At 73.1% G+C, this 17,878-nt stretch carries 6 protein-coding genes; all 6 read left to right on the top strand.

Annotation, left to right across the window (positions count from 1 at the left end):
• On the top strand, positions 1-9,586 hold a 9,586-nt coding region (locus SCA03_RS32730; protein ID WP_141275825.1), incomplete at its 5' end, for a non-ribosomal peptide synthetase.
• Between the two features lie 65 nt (positions 9,587-9,651).
• Positions 9,652-12,909: a non-ribosomal peptide synthetase family protein gene (locus SCA03_RS32725; RefSeq protein ID WP_107429061.1), complete on the top strand. Its 3,258-nt coding sequence runs from the start codon at positions 9,652-9,654 to the stop codon at positions 12,907-12,909.
• Between the two features lie 28 nt (positions 12,910-12,937).
• On the top strand, positions 12,938-14,371 hold the full coding sequence (locus SCA03_RS32715; protein ID WP_086816737.1) for an FAD-dependent oxidoreductase: 1,434 nt from the start codon (positions 12,938-12,940) through the stop codon (positions 14,369-14,371).
• Between the two features lie 95 nt (positions 14,372-14,466).
• The gene (locus tag SCA03_RS32710) at positions 14,467-15,672 is read left to right on the top strand and encodes a cytochrome P450 (protein ID WP_086816736.1); all 1,206 of its coding nucleotides are present in this window, start codon (positions 14,467-14,469) and stop codon (positions 15,670-15,672) included.
• 94 nt (positions 15,673-15,766) lie between these two features.
• Positions 15,767-16,546, top strand: coding sequence for an FkbM family methyltransferase (locus SCA03_RS32705; protein WP_086816734.1), 780 nt, complete (start codon positions 15,767-15,769; stop codon positions 16,544-16,546).
• 84 nt (positions 16,547-16,630) lie between these two features.
• Complete coding sequence (locus tag SCA03_RS32695; RefSeq protein WP_086818193.1) at positions 16,631-17,866, top strand: macrolide family glycosyltransferase; 1,236 nt, start codon at positions 16,631-16,633, stop codon at positions 17,864-17,866.
• Positions 17,867-17,878 lie beyond the last annotated feature (12 nt).

Raw genomic sequence — 17,878 nt, 5'->3', positions numbered from 1 at the left:
TCCCGTCGCGGGCCGCACGGACGAGGCCGCCGAGGACCTGGTGGGACTCTTCGTCAACACCGTCGTGCTGCGCACCGACCTGTCCGGCGACCCGGACTTCACCGAGGTGCTGGCCCGGGTGCGGCAGGCCGCGCTCGGCGCCTTCGAACACCAGGACATCCCCTTCGACCGCCTCGTGGAGGAACTGGCCCCCGCCCGCCGCACCGACCGGCACCCCCTCTTCCAGGTCATGCTGGCCGTGCAGAACATCCCGCAGAGCGACGTGGTGCTCCCCGGCCTCCAGGTGGAAGCCCGTCCGGGAGTCGCCGCCCTGGCCAAGTTCGACCTCGACTTCCAGGTCATCGAGCTTTTCGACGACGCGGGCGAACCGGACGGCATGCCCGGCGGGCTCACCTATGCCACCGACCTGTTCGACCCCGCCACCGCCGAGACCCTCGTCACGCGCCTGCTGCGCGTGCTCGACGCCGTCGCCACGGACCCCCGTCAGCCCGTGGCCCGCGTCGACCTCCTCGACCGCGCCGAACGGCGGCGCGTCCTCACCGAGTGGAACGCCACCCACAGCGACACCCTGGCGCTGACCGTCCCGGAGCTGTTCACCATCCGCGCCTCCCGGGCCCCGCAGGCCGTCGCGCTCACCAGCGGCACGGAACAGCTCACCTACGGCGAACTCGACGCCCGCTCCAACCGGCTCGCCCACCACCTCGTCGGCCTCGGCGTCGCGCCCGAGACCCCGGTCGGCGTCGTCATGGACCGCTCCCGCGACCTCGTCGTCGCGCTGCTGGCGATCCTCAAGGCCGGCGGCGCCTACGTCACCGTCGCCCCGGACCAGCCGGCCCCGCGGATCGCCGAGGTGCTGCACCGCGCCGGCGCCGGCATATGCCTGGCCGACGGAGAGTACGCGGAGGGAGTGCGCGACGGCGTCACGACCGTGGTCGTCGCCGACGCGGGCGGCACCGCCTGGGCCGACCGCCCGGCCACCGCCGTCGCCGGGCGCAGCCTGCCCGACCAGCTCGCCTACCTCATGTTCACCTCCGGCTCCACCGGCGAGCCCAAGGGCATCGCGATCACCCACCGGGACATCGCCGACCTCGCCGCCGACCGCTGCTGGCAGTTCCCCGGCACCGCCCGCGGCCTGTTCGCCGCGCCGCACACCTTCGACGGCTCCACCGTGGAGCTGTGGGTACGGCTGCTCACCGGCGGCGAACTCGTCATCGCCCCGCCGGGCCGCCTCGACGCGGCGCGGCTGCGCTCCCTCGTCGCCCGGCACGCGCTGACCCACGTCCATCTGACGGCGGGCCTCTTCCGCGTCATCGCCGAGGAGGACCCGGGCGCCTTCACCGGCGTCCGCGAGGTGCTCACCGGCGCCGATGTCGTCCCCAAGGCCGCCGTGCGGCAGATCCTCGAAGCCGTCCCCGGCATCGTCGTCCGCAGCAGCTACGGCCCCACCGAGGTCACCGTCATCGGCACCCAGATCCCGCTGACCGACCCCGAGGAGATCGGCGAGGTCGTCCCCATCGGCCGGCCCATGGACAACACCCGCATGTACGTCCTCGACGACGCCCTGGACCCGGTCCCGGCGGGAGTCGCCGGAGAGCTGTACATCGCCGGAGCCGGCCTGGCGCGCGGCTACGTCGGCGGCGCCGGGCTGACCGCGGAACGCTTCGTGGCCTGCCCGTTCGAGGACGCGGGCGCCCGCATGTACCGCACCGGTGACGTGGTGCGGTGGCGGGCCGACGGCGTGCTGGAGTTCGTCGGCCGCGTCGACGACCAGGTCAAGATCCGCGGGTTCCGTGTGGAGCCCGCCGAGGCCGAGCAGGCGCTCGGGGCACATCCGGCCGTGGCTCAGGCCGTGGTGACCGTTCGCGAGGACACCCCGGGCGACAAGCGCCTGGTGGCCTACGTGGTAGCGGCAGCCGATGCCGCCGAGCCGGGCGACGCGCTCCGCGACCACGTCGCGGCCCGGCTGCCGGACCACCTGGTGCCGAGCGCCGTGGTCACCCTGGACCGGCTGCCGCTGACCGGCAACGGCAAGGTCGACCGCACGGCGCTGCCCGCCCCCGAGACCGTCGCCGCCGGTGCGCCGCGCCGCCCGCCGTCGCTGCGCGAGGAACTCCTGTGCTCCGTCTTCGCGCACGTGCTGGGCGTGCCCCGGGTGGGGGTGGACGACGACTTCTTCGCGCTCGGCGGGCACTCGCTGCTCGCCGTCCGCCTCGTCAGCCGCATCCGGGCCGTCCTCGGTGTGGAGATCCCCGTGCACGCCGTCTTCGAGACGCCCAGCGTCGCCCGACTGGCCGCGGCGATCGACGCGGCCGGAGCCGCCCCGGCCCGGCCGGCCCTCACCCCACGGGCGCGGCCCAAGCGGCTGCCGCTGTCGTACGCGCAGCGCCGCCTGTGGTTCGTTGACCGCCTCGAAGGCGCCAGCGCGCTCTACAACATCCCCCTCGTGCTGCGGCTGACCGGCCGCCTCGACGCCGGCGCGCTGGGGGCGGCCCTGGCCGACGTGGTGGGCCGGCACGAGAGCCTGCGTACCCGCTTCCCGCAGCGGGAAGGCGATCCGCACCAGCAGGTCGTCCCTGCCGACGAGGCACACGCGCAGCTGGACGTCGTGCCCGTCCCCCGCAGCGCACTCGACGCGCGGATCGCCCGGGCCGCCGGTCATGTCTTCGACCTCGCCGGGGAACTCCCCGTGCGGGCCACCCTGTTCGACGTCCAGGAAGCGGCCTCGGGAGACGCGCCCGAGGCGGTGCTCGTCCTCGTCACCCACCACATCGCCGCCGACGGCTGGTCCATGGGCCCGCTGCTGCGCGACCTGTCCACCGCCTACGCCGCACGCCGCGCCGGGAACGCCCCGCGCTGGGAACCGCTGCCGGTGCAGTACGCCGACCACACCCTGTGGCAGCGCGAGCTCCTCGGCGGCTCCGACGACCCGGACAGCCCGCTCAACCGCCAGGTGGCCTTCTGGAAGGACGCGCTGCACGGCATCCCGGAGGAGCTGACCCTGCCCACCGACCGGCCGCGGCCCGCGGTCGCGAGCCGCGAGGGCGGCTGGGTGCCGCTGCGGGCGACGGCCGAGCTGCACGGCGCGCTGGCCGAACTGGCCGCCGCACAAGGCGTGACGATGTTCATGGTGTGGCAGGCGGCCGTCGCCGTGCTGCTCTCCCGGCTCGGGGCGGGCGAGGACATCCCGCTGGGCAGCCCCGTCGCCGGCCGCACCGATGAGGCCGCCGACGAGCTGGTCGGCTTCTTCGTCAACACCCTGGTGCTGCGCACCGACCTGTCCGGCGACCCCACCTTCGCCGAACTGCTCGGCCGGGTACGCAGGTCGGCGCTGGGCGCGCTCGGGCACCAGGAAGTGCCGTTCGAACGGCTCGTGGAGGAACTGGCGCCGGCCCGGTCCACGGCCCGCCACCCCCTCTTCCAGGTCATGTTGGCCGTGCAGAACGTGCCCGACGCCACCGTCGACCTGCCGGGCCTGCACATCGAAGGCATCGACACCGAGGTGCCCGGGGCCAAGTTCGACCTCGACTTCCAGGTCGCCGAACGCTTCGACCAGGAGGGCCGGCCCGCCGGTGTCGACGGCGGCCTCACCTACGCCGCCGACCTCTTCGACCGCGCCACCGCCGAGACCCTCGCCGCCCGGCTGCTGCACGTCCTGCACGCGGTCGCCGCCGACCCGCGGCAGCGGGTCCGCAGCATCGACCCGCTGGACGCCGCCGAACGCCACCGCGTCCTGACCGAGTGGAACGCCACCGGCCGCTCCGAACCGGCCGCGACCGTGCCGGCACGGTTCCGCGAGCAGGCAGCCCGCACTCCGCAGGCGCCCGCCCTGGTCGCCGACGGCACCCGCATCACGTACGCCGAACTCGACGCCGCCTCCGACCGGCTCGCCCGGCACCTGCTGCGGCACGGCGCCGGGCCCGAGCAGTCCGTGGCCGTCGTCATGGACCGCTCGCCGCAGATGGTCACGGCGCTCCTCGCCGTCCTGAAGACGGGCGGCGCCTATCTGCCCGTGGACACCGGATACCCGGCGGCCCGCATCGAGATGATGCTCCGCGACGCCGCCCCGGTCGTCCTGCTCACCACCACCGACATCGCCGCCCGGCAGCCCGCGACGGCCGCCGCGCCCGTCCGCCTGCTGCTGGACGACCCCGCGACCCGTGCCGCCGTGGACGCCGAGGACGCCACGCCCCCGGAGCCGCACCCGCATCTGGACGCCGCCGCCTACACCGTCTACACCTCCGGCTCCACCGGCACCCCCAAGGGCGTCGCCGTCACCCACCGCGCCATCGACCGGCTGGTCCGCCCCGCCGACTACGCCGACGTGCGGGCAGGGGACGTGGTGGCGCACCTCGCGTCCGTGTCGTTCGACTGCACCACCTTCGAGATCTGGATCACCCTGCTCAACGGTGCCACCCTCGCCGTCGCCCCCGCCGGGACACCGTCCGTCGCCTCCCTGCGCAGCTTCCTGGCGGCACACCGCGTCACCGTCGCCGTGCTGCCCACCGGACTGCTGCACCAGGTCGTCGACCTCGACGTGCAGGCGCTGCGCGGGGTGCGCTCCCTGCTGACCGGCGGCGACGTGCTCTCCGTCGAGCACTGCCGCACTCTGCTCGACGCACTGCCCGGCACCCTCCTGAGCAACGGCTACGGGCCCACCGAGAGCACCACCTACACCCACACCCACCCCGTCGGCCGCGTCGACGTCGACAGCGGCCGGGACATCCCCATCGGCCGCCCCCTGGCCCGCACCCGCGCCTACGTCCTCGACGAAACGCTGCGCCCCGCCCCCGTCGGTGTGCCCGGCGAGCTCTACCTCGCCGGCGACGGTCTCGCCCGCGGCTACGCCGGCCGTCCCGGGCTGACCGCGGAACGCTTCGTGGCCTGCCCGTTCGAGGACGCGGGCGCCCGCATGTACCGCACCGGCGACGTGGTGCGGTGGCGGGCCGACGGCGTGCTGGAGTTCGCCGGCCGCGTCGACGACCAGGTCAAGATCGGCGGATTCCGCGCCGAACCCGGCGAGGTGGAGGCCGCCGTGTCCGCGCACGCCGAGGTCGCCCAGGCCGTGGTCACCGTCCACGAGCACGGCCCGGACGACAAACGCCTGGCAGCGTACGTGGTTCCGGCCGACCGCACCGACCGCGGCGACCGGCCGGAACTGCCCTCCAGGCTGCGGGAGTTCGTGGCCCAGCGGCTGCCGGACCACCTGGTGCCCTCCTACGTGACGGTGCTCGACCGGCTGCCCCTGACCGCGAACGGCAAGGTGGACCGCGCCGGCCTGCCGGCGCCCGAGCCCACCGCGGCGACCGACCCCCGACGCGCCCCGGCCTCCCCGCGCGAAGAGCTCCTGTGCACCGTCTTCGCCGGTGTGCTCGGGGTGCAGCGCGTCGGCCCCGAGGACGACTTCTTCGCCCTGGGCGGCCACTCCCTGCTGGCGGTGCGGCTCGTCAGCCGCGTCCGCGCTGTCCTCGGCGCCGAGATCTCCGTACGGGCGGTGTTCGACGCGCCGACCCCGGCCGGACTCCTGCGGAAGCTGGCGCAGGCCACCGGGCCGGTACGGCCCCCGGTGGTGCCCATGCCCCGGCCCTCCGTGCTGCCGGTGTCCTACGGGCAGAGCCGCCTGTGGTTCCTGGACCGGCTGGAGGGCCCCAACCACCTCTACAACATCTGCCTGCTGCTGCGGCTGTCCGGGCAGCTGGACACCGTAGCCCTGCGTGCGGCCCTGGCCGACGTGGTGGCCCGGCACGAGAGCCTGCGGACCACCTTCCCGCTGGTGGGCGATCAGCCGACCCAGTTCGTCCACCCCGCCGACGAGGTGGTCATCGAACTGCCGACGACCACCGTCACGGCCGCCGAGCTGGCGGAGCGCCGCAGCGCGCTCGCCGCCCGCACCTTCGACCTCGCCGCCGAACTGCCCCTGAAGGCCGATCTGTACCGCCTCACCGACGGCGACCCGTCCGCCGCCGAGGAAGGCCGGGCGGGGGAGTGGGCCCTCTCGCTGGTCCTCCATCACATCGCCGGTGACGGATGGTCGATGGGTCCGCTGTGGCGGGACCTGTCGGAGGCGTACGCGGCCCGGCACGCCGGGCACGCGCCGCGCTGGGAGCCGCTGCCGGCGCAGTACGCCGACTACACGCTGTGGCAGCGGGAGCTGCTGGGCGACACGGACCGCCCGGACAGCGTGCTCACCCAGCAGGTGGCGTACTGGAAGGCCCAACTGAGCGGCGCTCCGCAGGAGCTCGCCCTCCCGGTGGACCGGCCGCGGCCGGCCGTGGCGAGTCGCCGCGGGGGATGGGTGCCGCTGCGGATACCGGCACGACTGCACGCCCGACTGGCCGAACTGGCTCTGGAGCAGGGCGTGACGATGTTCATGCTGCTCCACGCGGCGGTCTCGGTGCTGCTGTCCAAGAGCGGAGCGGGGCGGGACATCGTGCTCGGCAGCCCGGTGGCCGGGCGGCTGGACCAGGGCCTGGACAAGCTCGTCGGGTTCTTCGCGAACACCCTGGTGATGCGGACCGACCTGTCCGGCGACCCGGACTTCGCGGAACTGCTCGACCGGGTGCGTGCCACGGGGCTGGAGGCGTTCGAGCACCAGGACGTTCCGTTCGAGCGGCTGGTGGAGGAACTGGCACCGGCCCGCTCGATGGCCAGGCACCCGCTGTTCCAGGTCCTGCTCGCCGTGCAGAACAACCCCCGGTCGGTGCCGCAGCTGCCCGGGGTGCGGGTGACCGACGACGACACCGGCCTGCCGTCGGCCAGGTTCGACCTGGACATCGAGGTCCACGAGCGGTTCGACGAGAGCGGCGCGCCGGCGGGCCTGGAGGGCGGGACGGTGTTCGCCGCCGAGCTGTTCGACCAGTCCACCGTGGAGACGCTGATGGCCCGGCTCGTACGGGTCCTGGAGGCGGTCACCGCGGATCCGGCCACGCCCGTGCACGCCATCGACCTGCTCGACGGTGCGGAACGGCGGCGGGTCCTCGAAGAGTGGAACGACACCGCCCACCCGGTGCCGGACGCCACCCTCGCCGAACTCCTCCACCGGCAGGCCGCACGCACCCCCGACGCCACGGCCCTGTACGCCGAGGAGGAGCGGGTCTCGTACGCCGAGCTGGACGCGCGGACGAACCGGCTCGCCCGGTACCTGATCGACCGTGGCGCGGGCCCTGAGACCGTGGTCGGCGTGGCCATGGACCGCTCGGTGGCACAGGTCGTCGCCCTCCTGGCCGCCGTCAAGACCGGCGCCGCCTACCTGGCCGTCGACACCGACCAGCCGCCCCAGCGCGTGGAGCACATGCTCGCCGACGCCTCCCCGGTGGCCGTGGTGAGCACGGCGGACCTGGCCTCCCGGCTGCGGGGCCCCGCCGGCCCCTCCGGGCCGGCGCCCGCGGCGGCCGAGTGGATCGCCCTGGACGACCCCGCGGTCCGCGAGGCGTTGGACGCGGCCGACACCCGCCCGGTCACCGACACCGACCGGACGGCCCCGCTGCGGCCCGGCCACCCGGCGTATGTGATGTACACCTCCGGCTCCACCGGCAGCCCGAAGGGCGTCACCGTCCCGCACCACGGGGTGGTGAACCAACTGGCGTGGATGCAGAAGGAGTTCCGCCTCGACTCCGCCGACCGCATCCTCCAGAAGACCTCGTTCGGTTTCGACGCCTCCGTATGGGAGCTGTTCTGGCCGCTGCTGGCCGGCGCCGGAATGGTGCTGGCCCGGCCCGACGGGCACCGGGACCCCCGCTACCTCACCGAGCTGATGGAGCGGGAAGGCGTGACCGTCGTCCAACTCGTCCCCTCCGTGCTGCGGACGTTTCTGGAAGAAGCGGCCATGGAGCGGTGCACCAGCCTGCGCGCCGTCCTGTGCATCGGGGAGGCGCTGCCCGCACCGGTGCGCGACCGCTGCCATGCGCTGCTGGGCGTTCCCTTGCACAACCTCTACGGGCCCACCGAAGCCACCGTCGCCGTCACCTCCGCGCAGTGCGATCCGGAGCTGGACGGCGAGACCGTGCCGGTCGGACGACCCCTGTGGAACATCCGGGCCTACGTGCTCGACGAGGGGCTCCGACCCGTGCCGCCGGCCGTGGCGGGGGAGTTGTACGTGGCGGGCGCCGGGCTGGCCCGGGGCTATCTGGGCAGCCCGGGACTGACGGCCGAACGGTTCGTGGCCTGCCCGTTCGGCCCGGTCGGCGAGCGGATGTACCGCACGGGGGACGTGGCCCGGTGGGACGCCGCGGGCCGGCTGGAGTTCGTCGGCCGCGTCGACGACCAGGTCAAGATGCGCGGGTTCCGGATCGAACCGGGCGAGATCGAGGCGGCACTGGCCGGGCACGAGCGCGTGGCGCAGACGGCCGTCGTCGTACGGGAGGACGCGCCCGGCTCCCCGCGCCTGGTGGCCTATGCCGTCGCCGCAGGCGCAGGCACCCGTACCGGCGACGGCAGGGCGAGGCTGGCAGCGTCGGTGCGGAAGTTCGCGGCGGACCGGCTGCCGGAGTACATGGTGCCGTCGGCCGTGGTCGTCCTGGACGAACTGCCGCTGACGGCGAACGGCAAGCTGGACCGCGCAGCGCTCCCGGCCCCCGACCGCTCAGCCCGCCCCGGACCGGGCGGACGCGGTCCGGTCACCCTGCGCGAGCAGCTGCTCTGCTCGATCTTCGAGCAGGTGCTGGAGGTGCCGTCCGTCGGGATCGACGACAGCTTCTTCGAGCTGGGCGGGAACTCGCTGCTGGTGGTGCGGCTGGTCAACCGCATCCGGGCGGTCCTCGACGCGGAGATCTCCGTCCGGTCGGTGTTCGCGGCGCCCACCGTCGCCGGTGTCCTCGACCGGATCGCCCAGGGCAGCCGGCACAGGACCGCCGAAGTGCTCGTGCCCATGCGCTCGACCGGCGACCAGACACCGATCTTCTGCGTGCACACCGTGCTGGGGCTCGGCTGGGAGTACGGCTGGCTCGCAAACTGCGTGCCGGACCAGTACCCGCTCTACGCCCTGCGGCCCCGGGGCGCGGACACCGTCCCGGACACCGGCCGGGACACGGACGGGGACGCGAACGCGGACACAGGCGCGGGCGCACTGCCCGACTCGCTGTCGCAGATGGCCACCGACTACGTCGCACAGATCCGCACCGTGCAGCCCACCGGCCCCTACCGGCTGCTCGGCTGGTCGTTCGGCGGGAACGTCGTCCAGGAGATGGCCGCCCAACTCCGCGACGCCGGCGAGGAGGTGGCGCTCCAGGCCGTGCTGGACGCGAGCCCGATGGACGGTGCCCCCACCACGGAGCAGCGCGCCGCCTTCGCCGAGCAGGAGGACACGGTGGCCGGGGCGCTCACCGGCGAGGAGCACGAGGCGTACGTGAGGGTCGTACGCAACAACACGAAGATCCTGCTGGCGCACCGGACCCGGAAGGCGTCCGGCGACCTGCTGCTGCTCTCCGCCGACGCGGACCCGAAGGCCGCCCTGTGGCACCCCTTCGTCGCCGGCGAGATCCGGGAGCACACGCTCGACTGCTCCCACCGCGAGATGCTGCTGAACCCCGAGGTCGCCCGGCAGATCTGGGACATCGTGGCCGCCGAGCTGGACGGAACGCAGGACGGCTAGCCCCGCCAGGACCCTCCCCACAGCCGGCCGCCCGTGCCGTTCCACCGAACAGCAGGAGGAAGCTCATGCAGGACACCGCCCCCCGCGCCCCCGACGGCGCCGCACGGGACGCGGCCGAGAAGCGTACGGAGGCCGTCGCCGCGCTGGCCCGCTCCTGCGGCGCCGACGCCGAAGACGTGTGGCGCGCCGCACGGCTCAAGGTCGCCTCGGTGGTCCTGGGCGCGCCCACGCTGCCGCCCGACGACACCTGGCGCGACCTGATCCGGCGCACGGCCACCACGCAGGGACGCCAGGAGGCCGAGGAAGCCTGGGACAGCACCGGCGCGCAGCCCCACATCCCCGCCGAGCGCCTGGAGCGCTACCTCCGGCGCGCCCTGGACCTGCTGACCGGCGCCCCCGACGCGCCGCACACCCGGCACGGGCTGCTCTCCGAGGCGGAGACCGACGAGGCCGTCGCCGCCGGCTCCGGCCCCGTACGGCCGCTGCCCGGACGCCGCTTCCACGAACTCTTCGAGGAGCGCGTGCGCCGCCACCCCGACGCGGTCGCCGTCGTGCACGGCCCCGCCACCCGGACGTACCGCGAGATCAACGAGGACGCCAACAAGATCGCCTGGGCGCTGCACCGGCAAGGGCTGCACCCCGAGGACGTGGTGGCCGTCGTCACCGAGCGCACCCCGCACTGGCTCGCCGCCGTGCTCGCCGTCTTCAAGGCGGGCGGCTGCTACCTGCCGCTGGAGCCCGGATTCCCCGCCGGGCGCATCGCCAAGGCCCTCACCCGCGCCGAGTGCCGCTGGGTCCTCGCCGACCCCGACGTCCCGCCCCTGGACGAGGCGCTCGACGGCCGCGACGAGGTGCACCGCATGGACGTGTGCGAGGTCACCGGAGCCGACGGCCCCCGCCACGACCCCGGCATCCCCGTGGCCGGTGACCAACTGGCGTACCTGTACTTCACCTCGGGCTCCACCGGCGAACCCAAGGGCGCACTGTGCGAGCACGACGGCTTCCTCAACCACCTCTTCGCCAAGATCGAGGATCTCGGCGTCCAGGAGGGCGACACGGTCGCGCAGACCGCGCCGCAGTGCTTCGACATCTCCCTGTGGCAGCTGGTCTCCCCGCTGCTGCTGGGCGGCAGCACCCTGCTGGTCGAGCAGGAGGCCGTGCTCGACGTGCGCCGCTTCCTCGACCTGATGGCCCGCCACCGCGTCCAGGTCGCCCAGCTGGTGCCGACCTACCTCGAACTCCTCCTCGCCGAGACACCCGACGGCCGCGCCGCACTGCCCGACCTGCGCGTCATGGCCGTCACCGGGGAAGCGCTCAAGAAGGAACTGGTGCGCCGCTGGTTCGCCGCCTTCCCCGGCGTCCCCCTCGTCAACTGCTACGGGCTCACCGAGGTCAGCGACGACTCCAACCACGGCGTCATGCACGCGCTGCCCGCCCACCGTTCCGTGCCGCTCGGCGAGACCGTGCGCAACTGCCGCGTGTACGTCATGGACGAGCAGCTCCACCTGGTGCCCGTCGGCGCGCCCGGAGAGATCGTCATCGCCGGCGTCTGCGTCGGCCGCGGCTACGTCAACGACCCCGACCGCACCGCCGCCGTCTACGGCCACGACCCCCACCGCCCCGGCGAGCGCCTCTACCGCTCGGGCGACTACGGCCGCCGGCTGCCCTCCGGCGAGCTGGAATGCCTGGGGCGGCGCGACTCCCAGGTGAAGATCAGCGGATTCCGCATCGAGATCGGCGAGATCGAGGACCAGCTGCTCCGGGTGCCCGGGGTGCGCGACGGCGCCGTCGTCGTCGCCGGCACCCAGGACGCTCCCCAACTCGTCGCCTACTACACCGGCGAAGAAGCCCCCGACGGCGACGGCGTAGCGCGCGCCCTGGCCGCGGCCCTGCCCGACTACATGGTGCCGCCCCGGCTCCACCGCACCCGCGAGCTGCCTCTGTCCGGCAACGGAAAGATCGACAAAATCGCCCTCACCGACCGCGCCCGCGCCCACGCCACGGGCCCCGGCGAGGACACAGGCCACACCGCCACCGCCACCGACGCGGGCACCGAAATGCGCACCCCGCACCTCGCCACCGACACCGAACGCCGCGTGGCCGCCCTGTGGGCCCGGCTGCTGAAGGTGCCCGAGGAACACATCGGCCGCGACTCCCGCTTCGCCGAACTCGGCGGCACCTCACTGTCCGCGATCCGGCTCTCCCTCGCCCTCGACCGCCAGGTGACCGTCGCCGACCTCAAGGACACCCCTACGGTCGCCGACGTCGCAGCCCTCCTCGACCGCACGTCCCCGCAGCCGACCGGGCCGCACACTCCGGCAGCCCCCGCCCCGCCGCCTGCCACCGCGCACCCACCGGCCGCGCCCGCCCCGCTGCGCGTACTCGACACCCGCGAAGGACCCGATCCCGCCGCGCGAGCCGCCGCGCACCGCACCGCAGCCCGCGCCGCGCTGGCCGAGTCCGGCGCCGTCCTGCTGCGCGGCCTGGGCGTGCGCACCCCCGGCGACGTCGGCGAGGTCGCCGCGGCCCTGGCCATCGAGGCGATGACGGAGCGCGAGGGCTTCGCGCCCCGCACCACCCACACCCCGTACGTCCACTCCGGCAGCCACTGGCCCGCCGACGAACCGATGTGCATGCACCACGAGTTGAGCTACGCCGCCACCGTCCCCGGCACCCTCCTCTTCGGCTGCCTGACCGCACCCGGCAGCGCAGGCCGCACCACCGTCGCCGACTCCCAGCGGGTCCTCGCCGCGCTGCCACCCGACCTCGTCGCCCCCTTTGAGCGGCACGGCTGGCTGCTGCGCCGCATGTACCACGACGTGGGGCTCGCCTGGGCCGACGCGTTCCGCACCACCGAGCGCTCGGCCGTCGACGCCTACTGTGCCGCCGCCGGGATCGAGCACGCCTGGCTGCCCGACGGCCGACTCGCCACCCGGCAGCGCCGCACCGCCGTGGTGCGCCACCCGGCCACCGGCGAGCCCTGCTGGTTCAACCAGATCGCCTTCCTCAACGGGCTCACCATGGACCCGGCTGTCCGCGGCTACCTCACCGACGTCTACGGCCCCGACGGGCTCCCCTTCGACACCGCGGCCGGCGACGGCACCCCCGTGACCGCCGCCACGGTGGACGGCATCAACGCCGTCTACGACCGGTTCACCGTCGGCGAGCCATGGCAGCAGGGCGACGTCCTCCTCGTCGACAACATCCGCACCGCCCACGCCCGCGAACCCTACGAAGGACCGCGCGACATCGCCGTCGTCCTGGGCGACCCGATCCAACTGCCCGGCCACGTGCTGCCGGTGGGCGACGGCGGACACCCGTGACCCGATCCGGAAGAGAGGCACCTTCCTCATGACACATCCCACCGACGGCAAGGTCCACGACGTACTCGTCGTCGGAGGCGGCCCCGCAGGTTCGACCGTGGCGGCGTTCACCGCCATGCAGGGCCACCGGGTGCTGCTGCTGGAGAAGGAGGAGTTCCCCCGCTACCAGATCGGCGAGTCCCTGCTGCCCTCCACGGTGCACGGGATCTGCGGCCTCCTCGGCCTCACCGAGGAACTGGAGCACGCCGGGTTCGTGCGCAAACGCGGCGGCACCTTCCGCTGGGGCTCCAACACCGAGCCCTGGTCCTTCGACTTCGCGCTCTCGGAGAAGTTCGCAGGGCCGACCTCCTACGCGTATCAGGTCGAACGCGCGAAGTTCGACCAGATGCTCCTCGACAACGCCCGCCGCAAAGGCGTCGAGGTGCGCGAACGCTGCGCAGTGCGCGACATCCTGGAGGACGACGGCCGGGTGTGCGGCGTGCGGTACGCGGACCCGGACGGCGCCGAACGTGAGGCCCACGCGCGGTTCGTGGTCGACGCCTCCGGCAACCAGAGCAGGTTGCAGGGGCAGATCGGCGGGCAGCGCCGCTACTCGCAGTTCTTCCAGAACATCGCCCTGTTCGGCTACTTCGAGGGCGGTCGGCGGCTGCCCCCGCCCAACTCCGGCAACATCACCTGCGCCGCCTTCCCCTCGGGCTGGTTCTGGTACATCCCGCTCAACGACACCCTCACCTCCGTCGGTGCCGTCGTCCACAAGGACAGCGCGGACCGGATCCGCGGCGACCGGTCCCAGGCGCTGGCCGCGCTGATCGCGGACTGCCCGCTGATCGCCGACTACCTGTCCGATGCGCGGCGGGTGACCGACGGCCCCTACGGCGAGGTCCGCGTCCGCAAGGACTGGTCCTACCTCCACGAGACCTTCTGGCGCCCGGGGATGGCCCTGGTCGGCGACAGCGTGGGCTTCATCGACCCGCTGTTCTCCTCCGGCGTCCACCTGGCCACCTACAGCGCCTTGCTGACCGCCCGCTCCCTCAACACCGCGCTCAGCGGTGATCTGGAGGAGCGCGAGTGCTTCGCGGAGTACGAGGCCCGGTACCGCAAGGAGTACCAGGTCTTCCACGACTTCCTCGTCACCTTCTACGACGTCAACCGCGACGAGCAGCAGTACTTCGACGAGGCCAGGCGGGTCACCCGGGAGGCCGCGCCGGGCGCCCAGGCGTTCGTCGGGCTCGTCGGCGGCGGCGCCTCCAACGAGGCGGCGATGACCTCCGACGCCTACCGCGACCAGCGCAAGAAGGACCTCCTGGAACAGTCGAGGGGCATCCACTGGGAGGGGCACCGCATCCAACTGCAGGCGGCCTTCGGCGAAGCGGCCGACGACACCCCGCTCAGTGCGGACGGCCTGGTCGTCAGCCAGGACGGCATGCACTGGGAGAAGAGCGTGACCGTCCCGTCGACATGAAGCCGCGGACCGGTCCGGAACCGAAAGGAGCGAGGGAATGCAACACAGCCGGAGCGAACCGTCACCCACACGCTGCCGCGGGATGAGGCACGGCCATGGGTGAACCTGCCACGGACGAACCCCAGCACACCGTCCCCACTCTCCCGATCGAGCGCGAGGAGGGCTGCTTCTTCGACCCGCCGGCACAGCTGCTCGACGCCCGGCGGCACGGCCCCATCAGCCGCTACACCCACCCCGGCGGACAACCCGGCTGGATGATCACCGGATACGACCTCGTCAGATCGGTCCTGGCCGACCCGCGCTTCAGCTCCCGCACCGAACTCGCCAACGTGGCCGACCACGAGGTGCCCTCGGCCCCGCCCGGCGAGTTCCTCCACATGGACGCCCCACGGCACAGCCGCTACCGGAAACTGCTGGTCGGCAAGTTCACCGCGCGGCGGATGCGGCTGCTCACCGAACGCATCGAGCAGATCACCCACGACCGCCTGGAGGCCATGGAGAAGGCCGGCCCCCCGGTGGACATGGTCCCCGCGTTCGCCAAGGCCATCCCCGCCACCGTCATCTGCGATCTCCTGGGCGTACCCGAGCAGGACCGGGCCACCTTCCAGGAGCAGGTCGAGTCCTTCCTGGGCGGCGAGACCCGCGAGGACAAGCTGATCGAGGGCTACACCGCCACCCGCTACCACCTCGCCGAACTGGTGAGAGCCAAGCGCGCGAACCCCACCGACGACGTGCTCAGCGACCTGACCGACAGTGACCTGAGCGACGAGGAACTCCAGGGCGTCGCCCTGCTCCTGCTCGCCGCCGGCTTCGACACCACCGCGAACATGCTGAGCCTCGGCACCTTCGCCCTGCTGCACACCCCGCGGCAACTGGCCGCGCTGCGCGACGACCCCGCACTCACCGACCGCGCCGTGGAGGAGCTGCTGCGGTACCTGAGCGTCGCCATGACCTTCATGCGCACGGCGCTGGAAGACGTCGAACTCGGCGGCCGGACCATCAAGGCCGGCACGACGGTCGTGCTGGCCTACAACGCCGCCAACCGCGACCCGGAGCGCTTCGCCGACCCCCACGTACTCGACCTGCACCGGCAAGACGGCGGGCACCTGGCCTTCGGCCACGGCATCCACCTGTGCCTGGGAGCGCAGCTGGCCCGCGTGGAAATGCGCGTCGCCTTCCGCGCCCTGCTCGACCGCCTCCCCGCGCTGCGCCTGGCCGTACCGGCCGAAGAGGTCGACCTGCGCCCGGCGACGGCGGACATCTACGGGGTGCGGAGCCTCCCGGTCACCTGGGACGCGTGAGGGGACGACGCATGACGGGACGACGCATGACAGGACGACGCGCGAGGGGTCGACGCGGGACGGGACACAGCGAGTCACCACTTGGGGAGCACGCATGAGCGAGACCGAATCGATCGAGGTCGCCGACGGGTTCTCCGTCTGCGTACCGCGGGTGGAGGACGCGCTCTTCACCGAGATCCATTTCATCTACCACGAGGTGTTCGTCGAACGCGAATACCTCAAGCACGGCATCCGGCTCCCCGACTCCCCGCGGATCGTGGACGTCGGCGCGAACGTGGGAATGTTCTCCCTTTTCGTCACGCGGGAATCCCCGGGCGCGCAGATCCTGGCCTTCGAGCCGATCCCCGCGATCCACCAGGCCCTCCTGGAAAACCTGGACAACCACGGCGTGAAGGACGTCAAAGCAGTGCGGGCGGCCCTCGGCAAGCGGCCCGAGGAGCGGGTGACATTCACCTACTACCCCGCGCTGGCCGGAAATTCGACGCGGTACCCGGAGCAGAAGAAGCCCAACGAACAACTCGTCGTCGAGCAGTTCGGCCACGGCGCCGTGGACCGCATCATGGGCAGCGTCGAGGTGGAGGCCGAGGTGCACCGGCTGTCCGACGCGCTGCGCGACTGGGACCCCGACGCCCCGATCGACCTGCTCAAGATCGATGTGGAGGGCGCGGAACTGGAGGTCATGCAGGGCCTCGACACCCCGGACTGGCAGCGCGTACGGCAGTGCGTCATCGAGGTGCAGGACCTGGACGGCCGCCTGGACGCGACCCTCGCGATCCTCGATGCCCAGGGCTTCACGGTGACGACGGAGAGCGCCGCCAACATCCCGGAGGTCCTGCGCCACTCGATGGTGTACGCCACCCGAGAGCACGACTGACACCACCGGCCACCACCGGCCACAACCGGCCCGCCCACCGCCCGCCACCGTGACCGCCCCCCCGCACCCCGGCAGGACACACCCATGTCGCAACGCACCGCCCCGACCGACGCCCGCCCCACCCGCCATCTCGCCATGGTCAGCATCGCCCACCACGGCCATGTGAACCCGAGCCTGGGCATCATGCGGGAACTCGTCGCCCGCGGCCACCGCGTCAGCTACGCCATTCCCGACGAGGGCGACTTCGTCGCCCGGGTCAGCGCCACCGGCGCCGAACCGCGCATATGGAAATCCACGCTGCCCGCCGCCGGGGATGACCCGGAGGCATGGGGTGAGACTCGGCTGGATGTCGCCGAGTTGTTCCTGCAAGACGCCGTGCAGGCGCTCCCGCAGCTCGCCGAGCTCTACCGGGAGGACGTCCCTGACCTGGTCCTCAGCGACTTCTCCGGCTGGGCGGCCCAGCTGCTCGCGCACCGTTGGGGCGTGCCCTACATACAGCTCTCCCCCCAGTTGGTGCCCTGGGAGGGGTACGAGGAGGAGGTCGGCGCGCGGCTGGCGCAGGAGCTGAAGTCCACCGCACGCGGTCGCGACCACTACGCCCGCTGGGACTCCTGGCTCGCCGCGAACGGCCTCGCTGGCACCGACCCGGACACGTTCATGAGCCGCCCCCCACGCTCGCTCGTCCTCATCACCCCGGCCCTTCAGCCGTATGCGGAGCGGGTGGATACCCGCCGCTACAGCTTCGTCGGTGCCTGCCAGGGCGACCGGACCGGCCAGGGCACCTGGCAGCGTCCGGAGGCTGCCCGCAGCAAGCGGATCGCGTTGGTGTCGCTGGGCTCCAACTTCACCAAGCAGCCCGGTTTCTACCGTGCCTGCGCGGCGGCCTTCGCCGCGCTGCCCGGCTGGCACCTGGTGCTCCAGGTCGGCAGACAGGTCACCGAGCAGGAGCTCGGCCCCCTGCCCGATAATGTCGAGGTCCACTCATGGGTGCCGCAGCTGGATGTGCTGCGGCAGGCCGACTTGTTCATCACCCACGCCGGAGCCGGCGGTGCTCAGGAGGGTTTGGTGACGGGTACTCCGATGTTGTGCGTGCCGCAGGCTGCTGACCAGTTCGACAACGCCGAGCAGCTGGTCCAGCTCGGCGTCGCCGAGCGGCTCGACACCGCCGACGCCACCCCGCTGGCGCTGCGGGCCGCTGTATCGCGTCTTGCCGATGATCCGGCTGTGGCCGCGCGCTGTGCGGCGGAGCGGGAGCGGACCGTGGCGGGGGATGGTTCCCGGTTGGCGGCGGATCTGGTGGAGGCCGAACTGCCGGGATGACGAGCGCGGCGG

Source organism: Streptomyces cacaoi (assembly GCF_006539165.1).
GTDB lineage: Bacteria > Actinomycetota > Actinomycetes > Streptomycetales > Streptomycetaceae > Streptomyces > Streptomyces cacaoi.
Note: the sequence above shows the minus strand (reverse complement) of the source record. Positions and strands in the feature narration are given on the sequence as shown.

Bases quoted from the DNA above. Each gene is read 5' to 3' on its own strand.
- SCA03_RS32725 (WP_107429061.1), top strand. From the start codon at position 9,652: ATGCAGGACACCGCCCCCCGCGCCCCCGACGGCGCCGCACGGGACGCG.
- SCA03_RS32715 (WP_086816737.1), top strand. From the start codon at position 12,938: ATGACACATCCCACCGACGGCAAGGTCCACGACGTACTCGTCGTCGGA.
- SCA03_RS32705 (WP_086816734.1), top strand. From the start codon at position 15,767: ATGAGCGAGACCGAATCGATCGAGGTCGCCGACGGGTTCTCCGTCTGC.
- SCA03_RS32710 (WP_086816736.1), top strand. From the start codon at position 14,467: ATGGGTGAACCTGCCACGGACGAACCCCAGCACACCGTCCCCACTCTC.
- SCA03_RS32695 (WP_086818193.1), top strand. From the start codon at position 16,631: ATGTCGCAACGCACCGCCCCGACCGACGCCCGCCCCACCCGCCATCTC.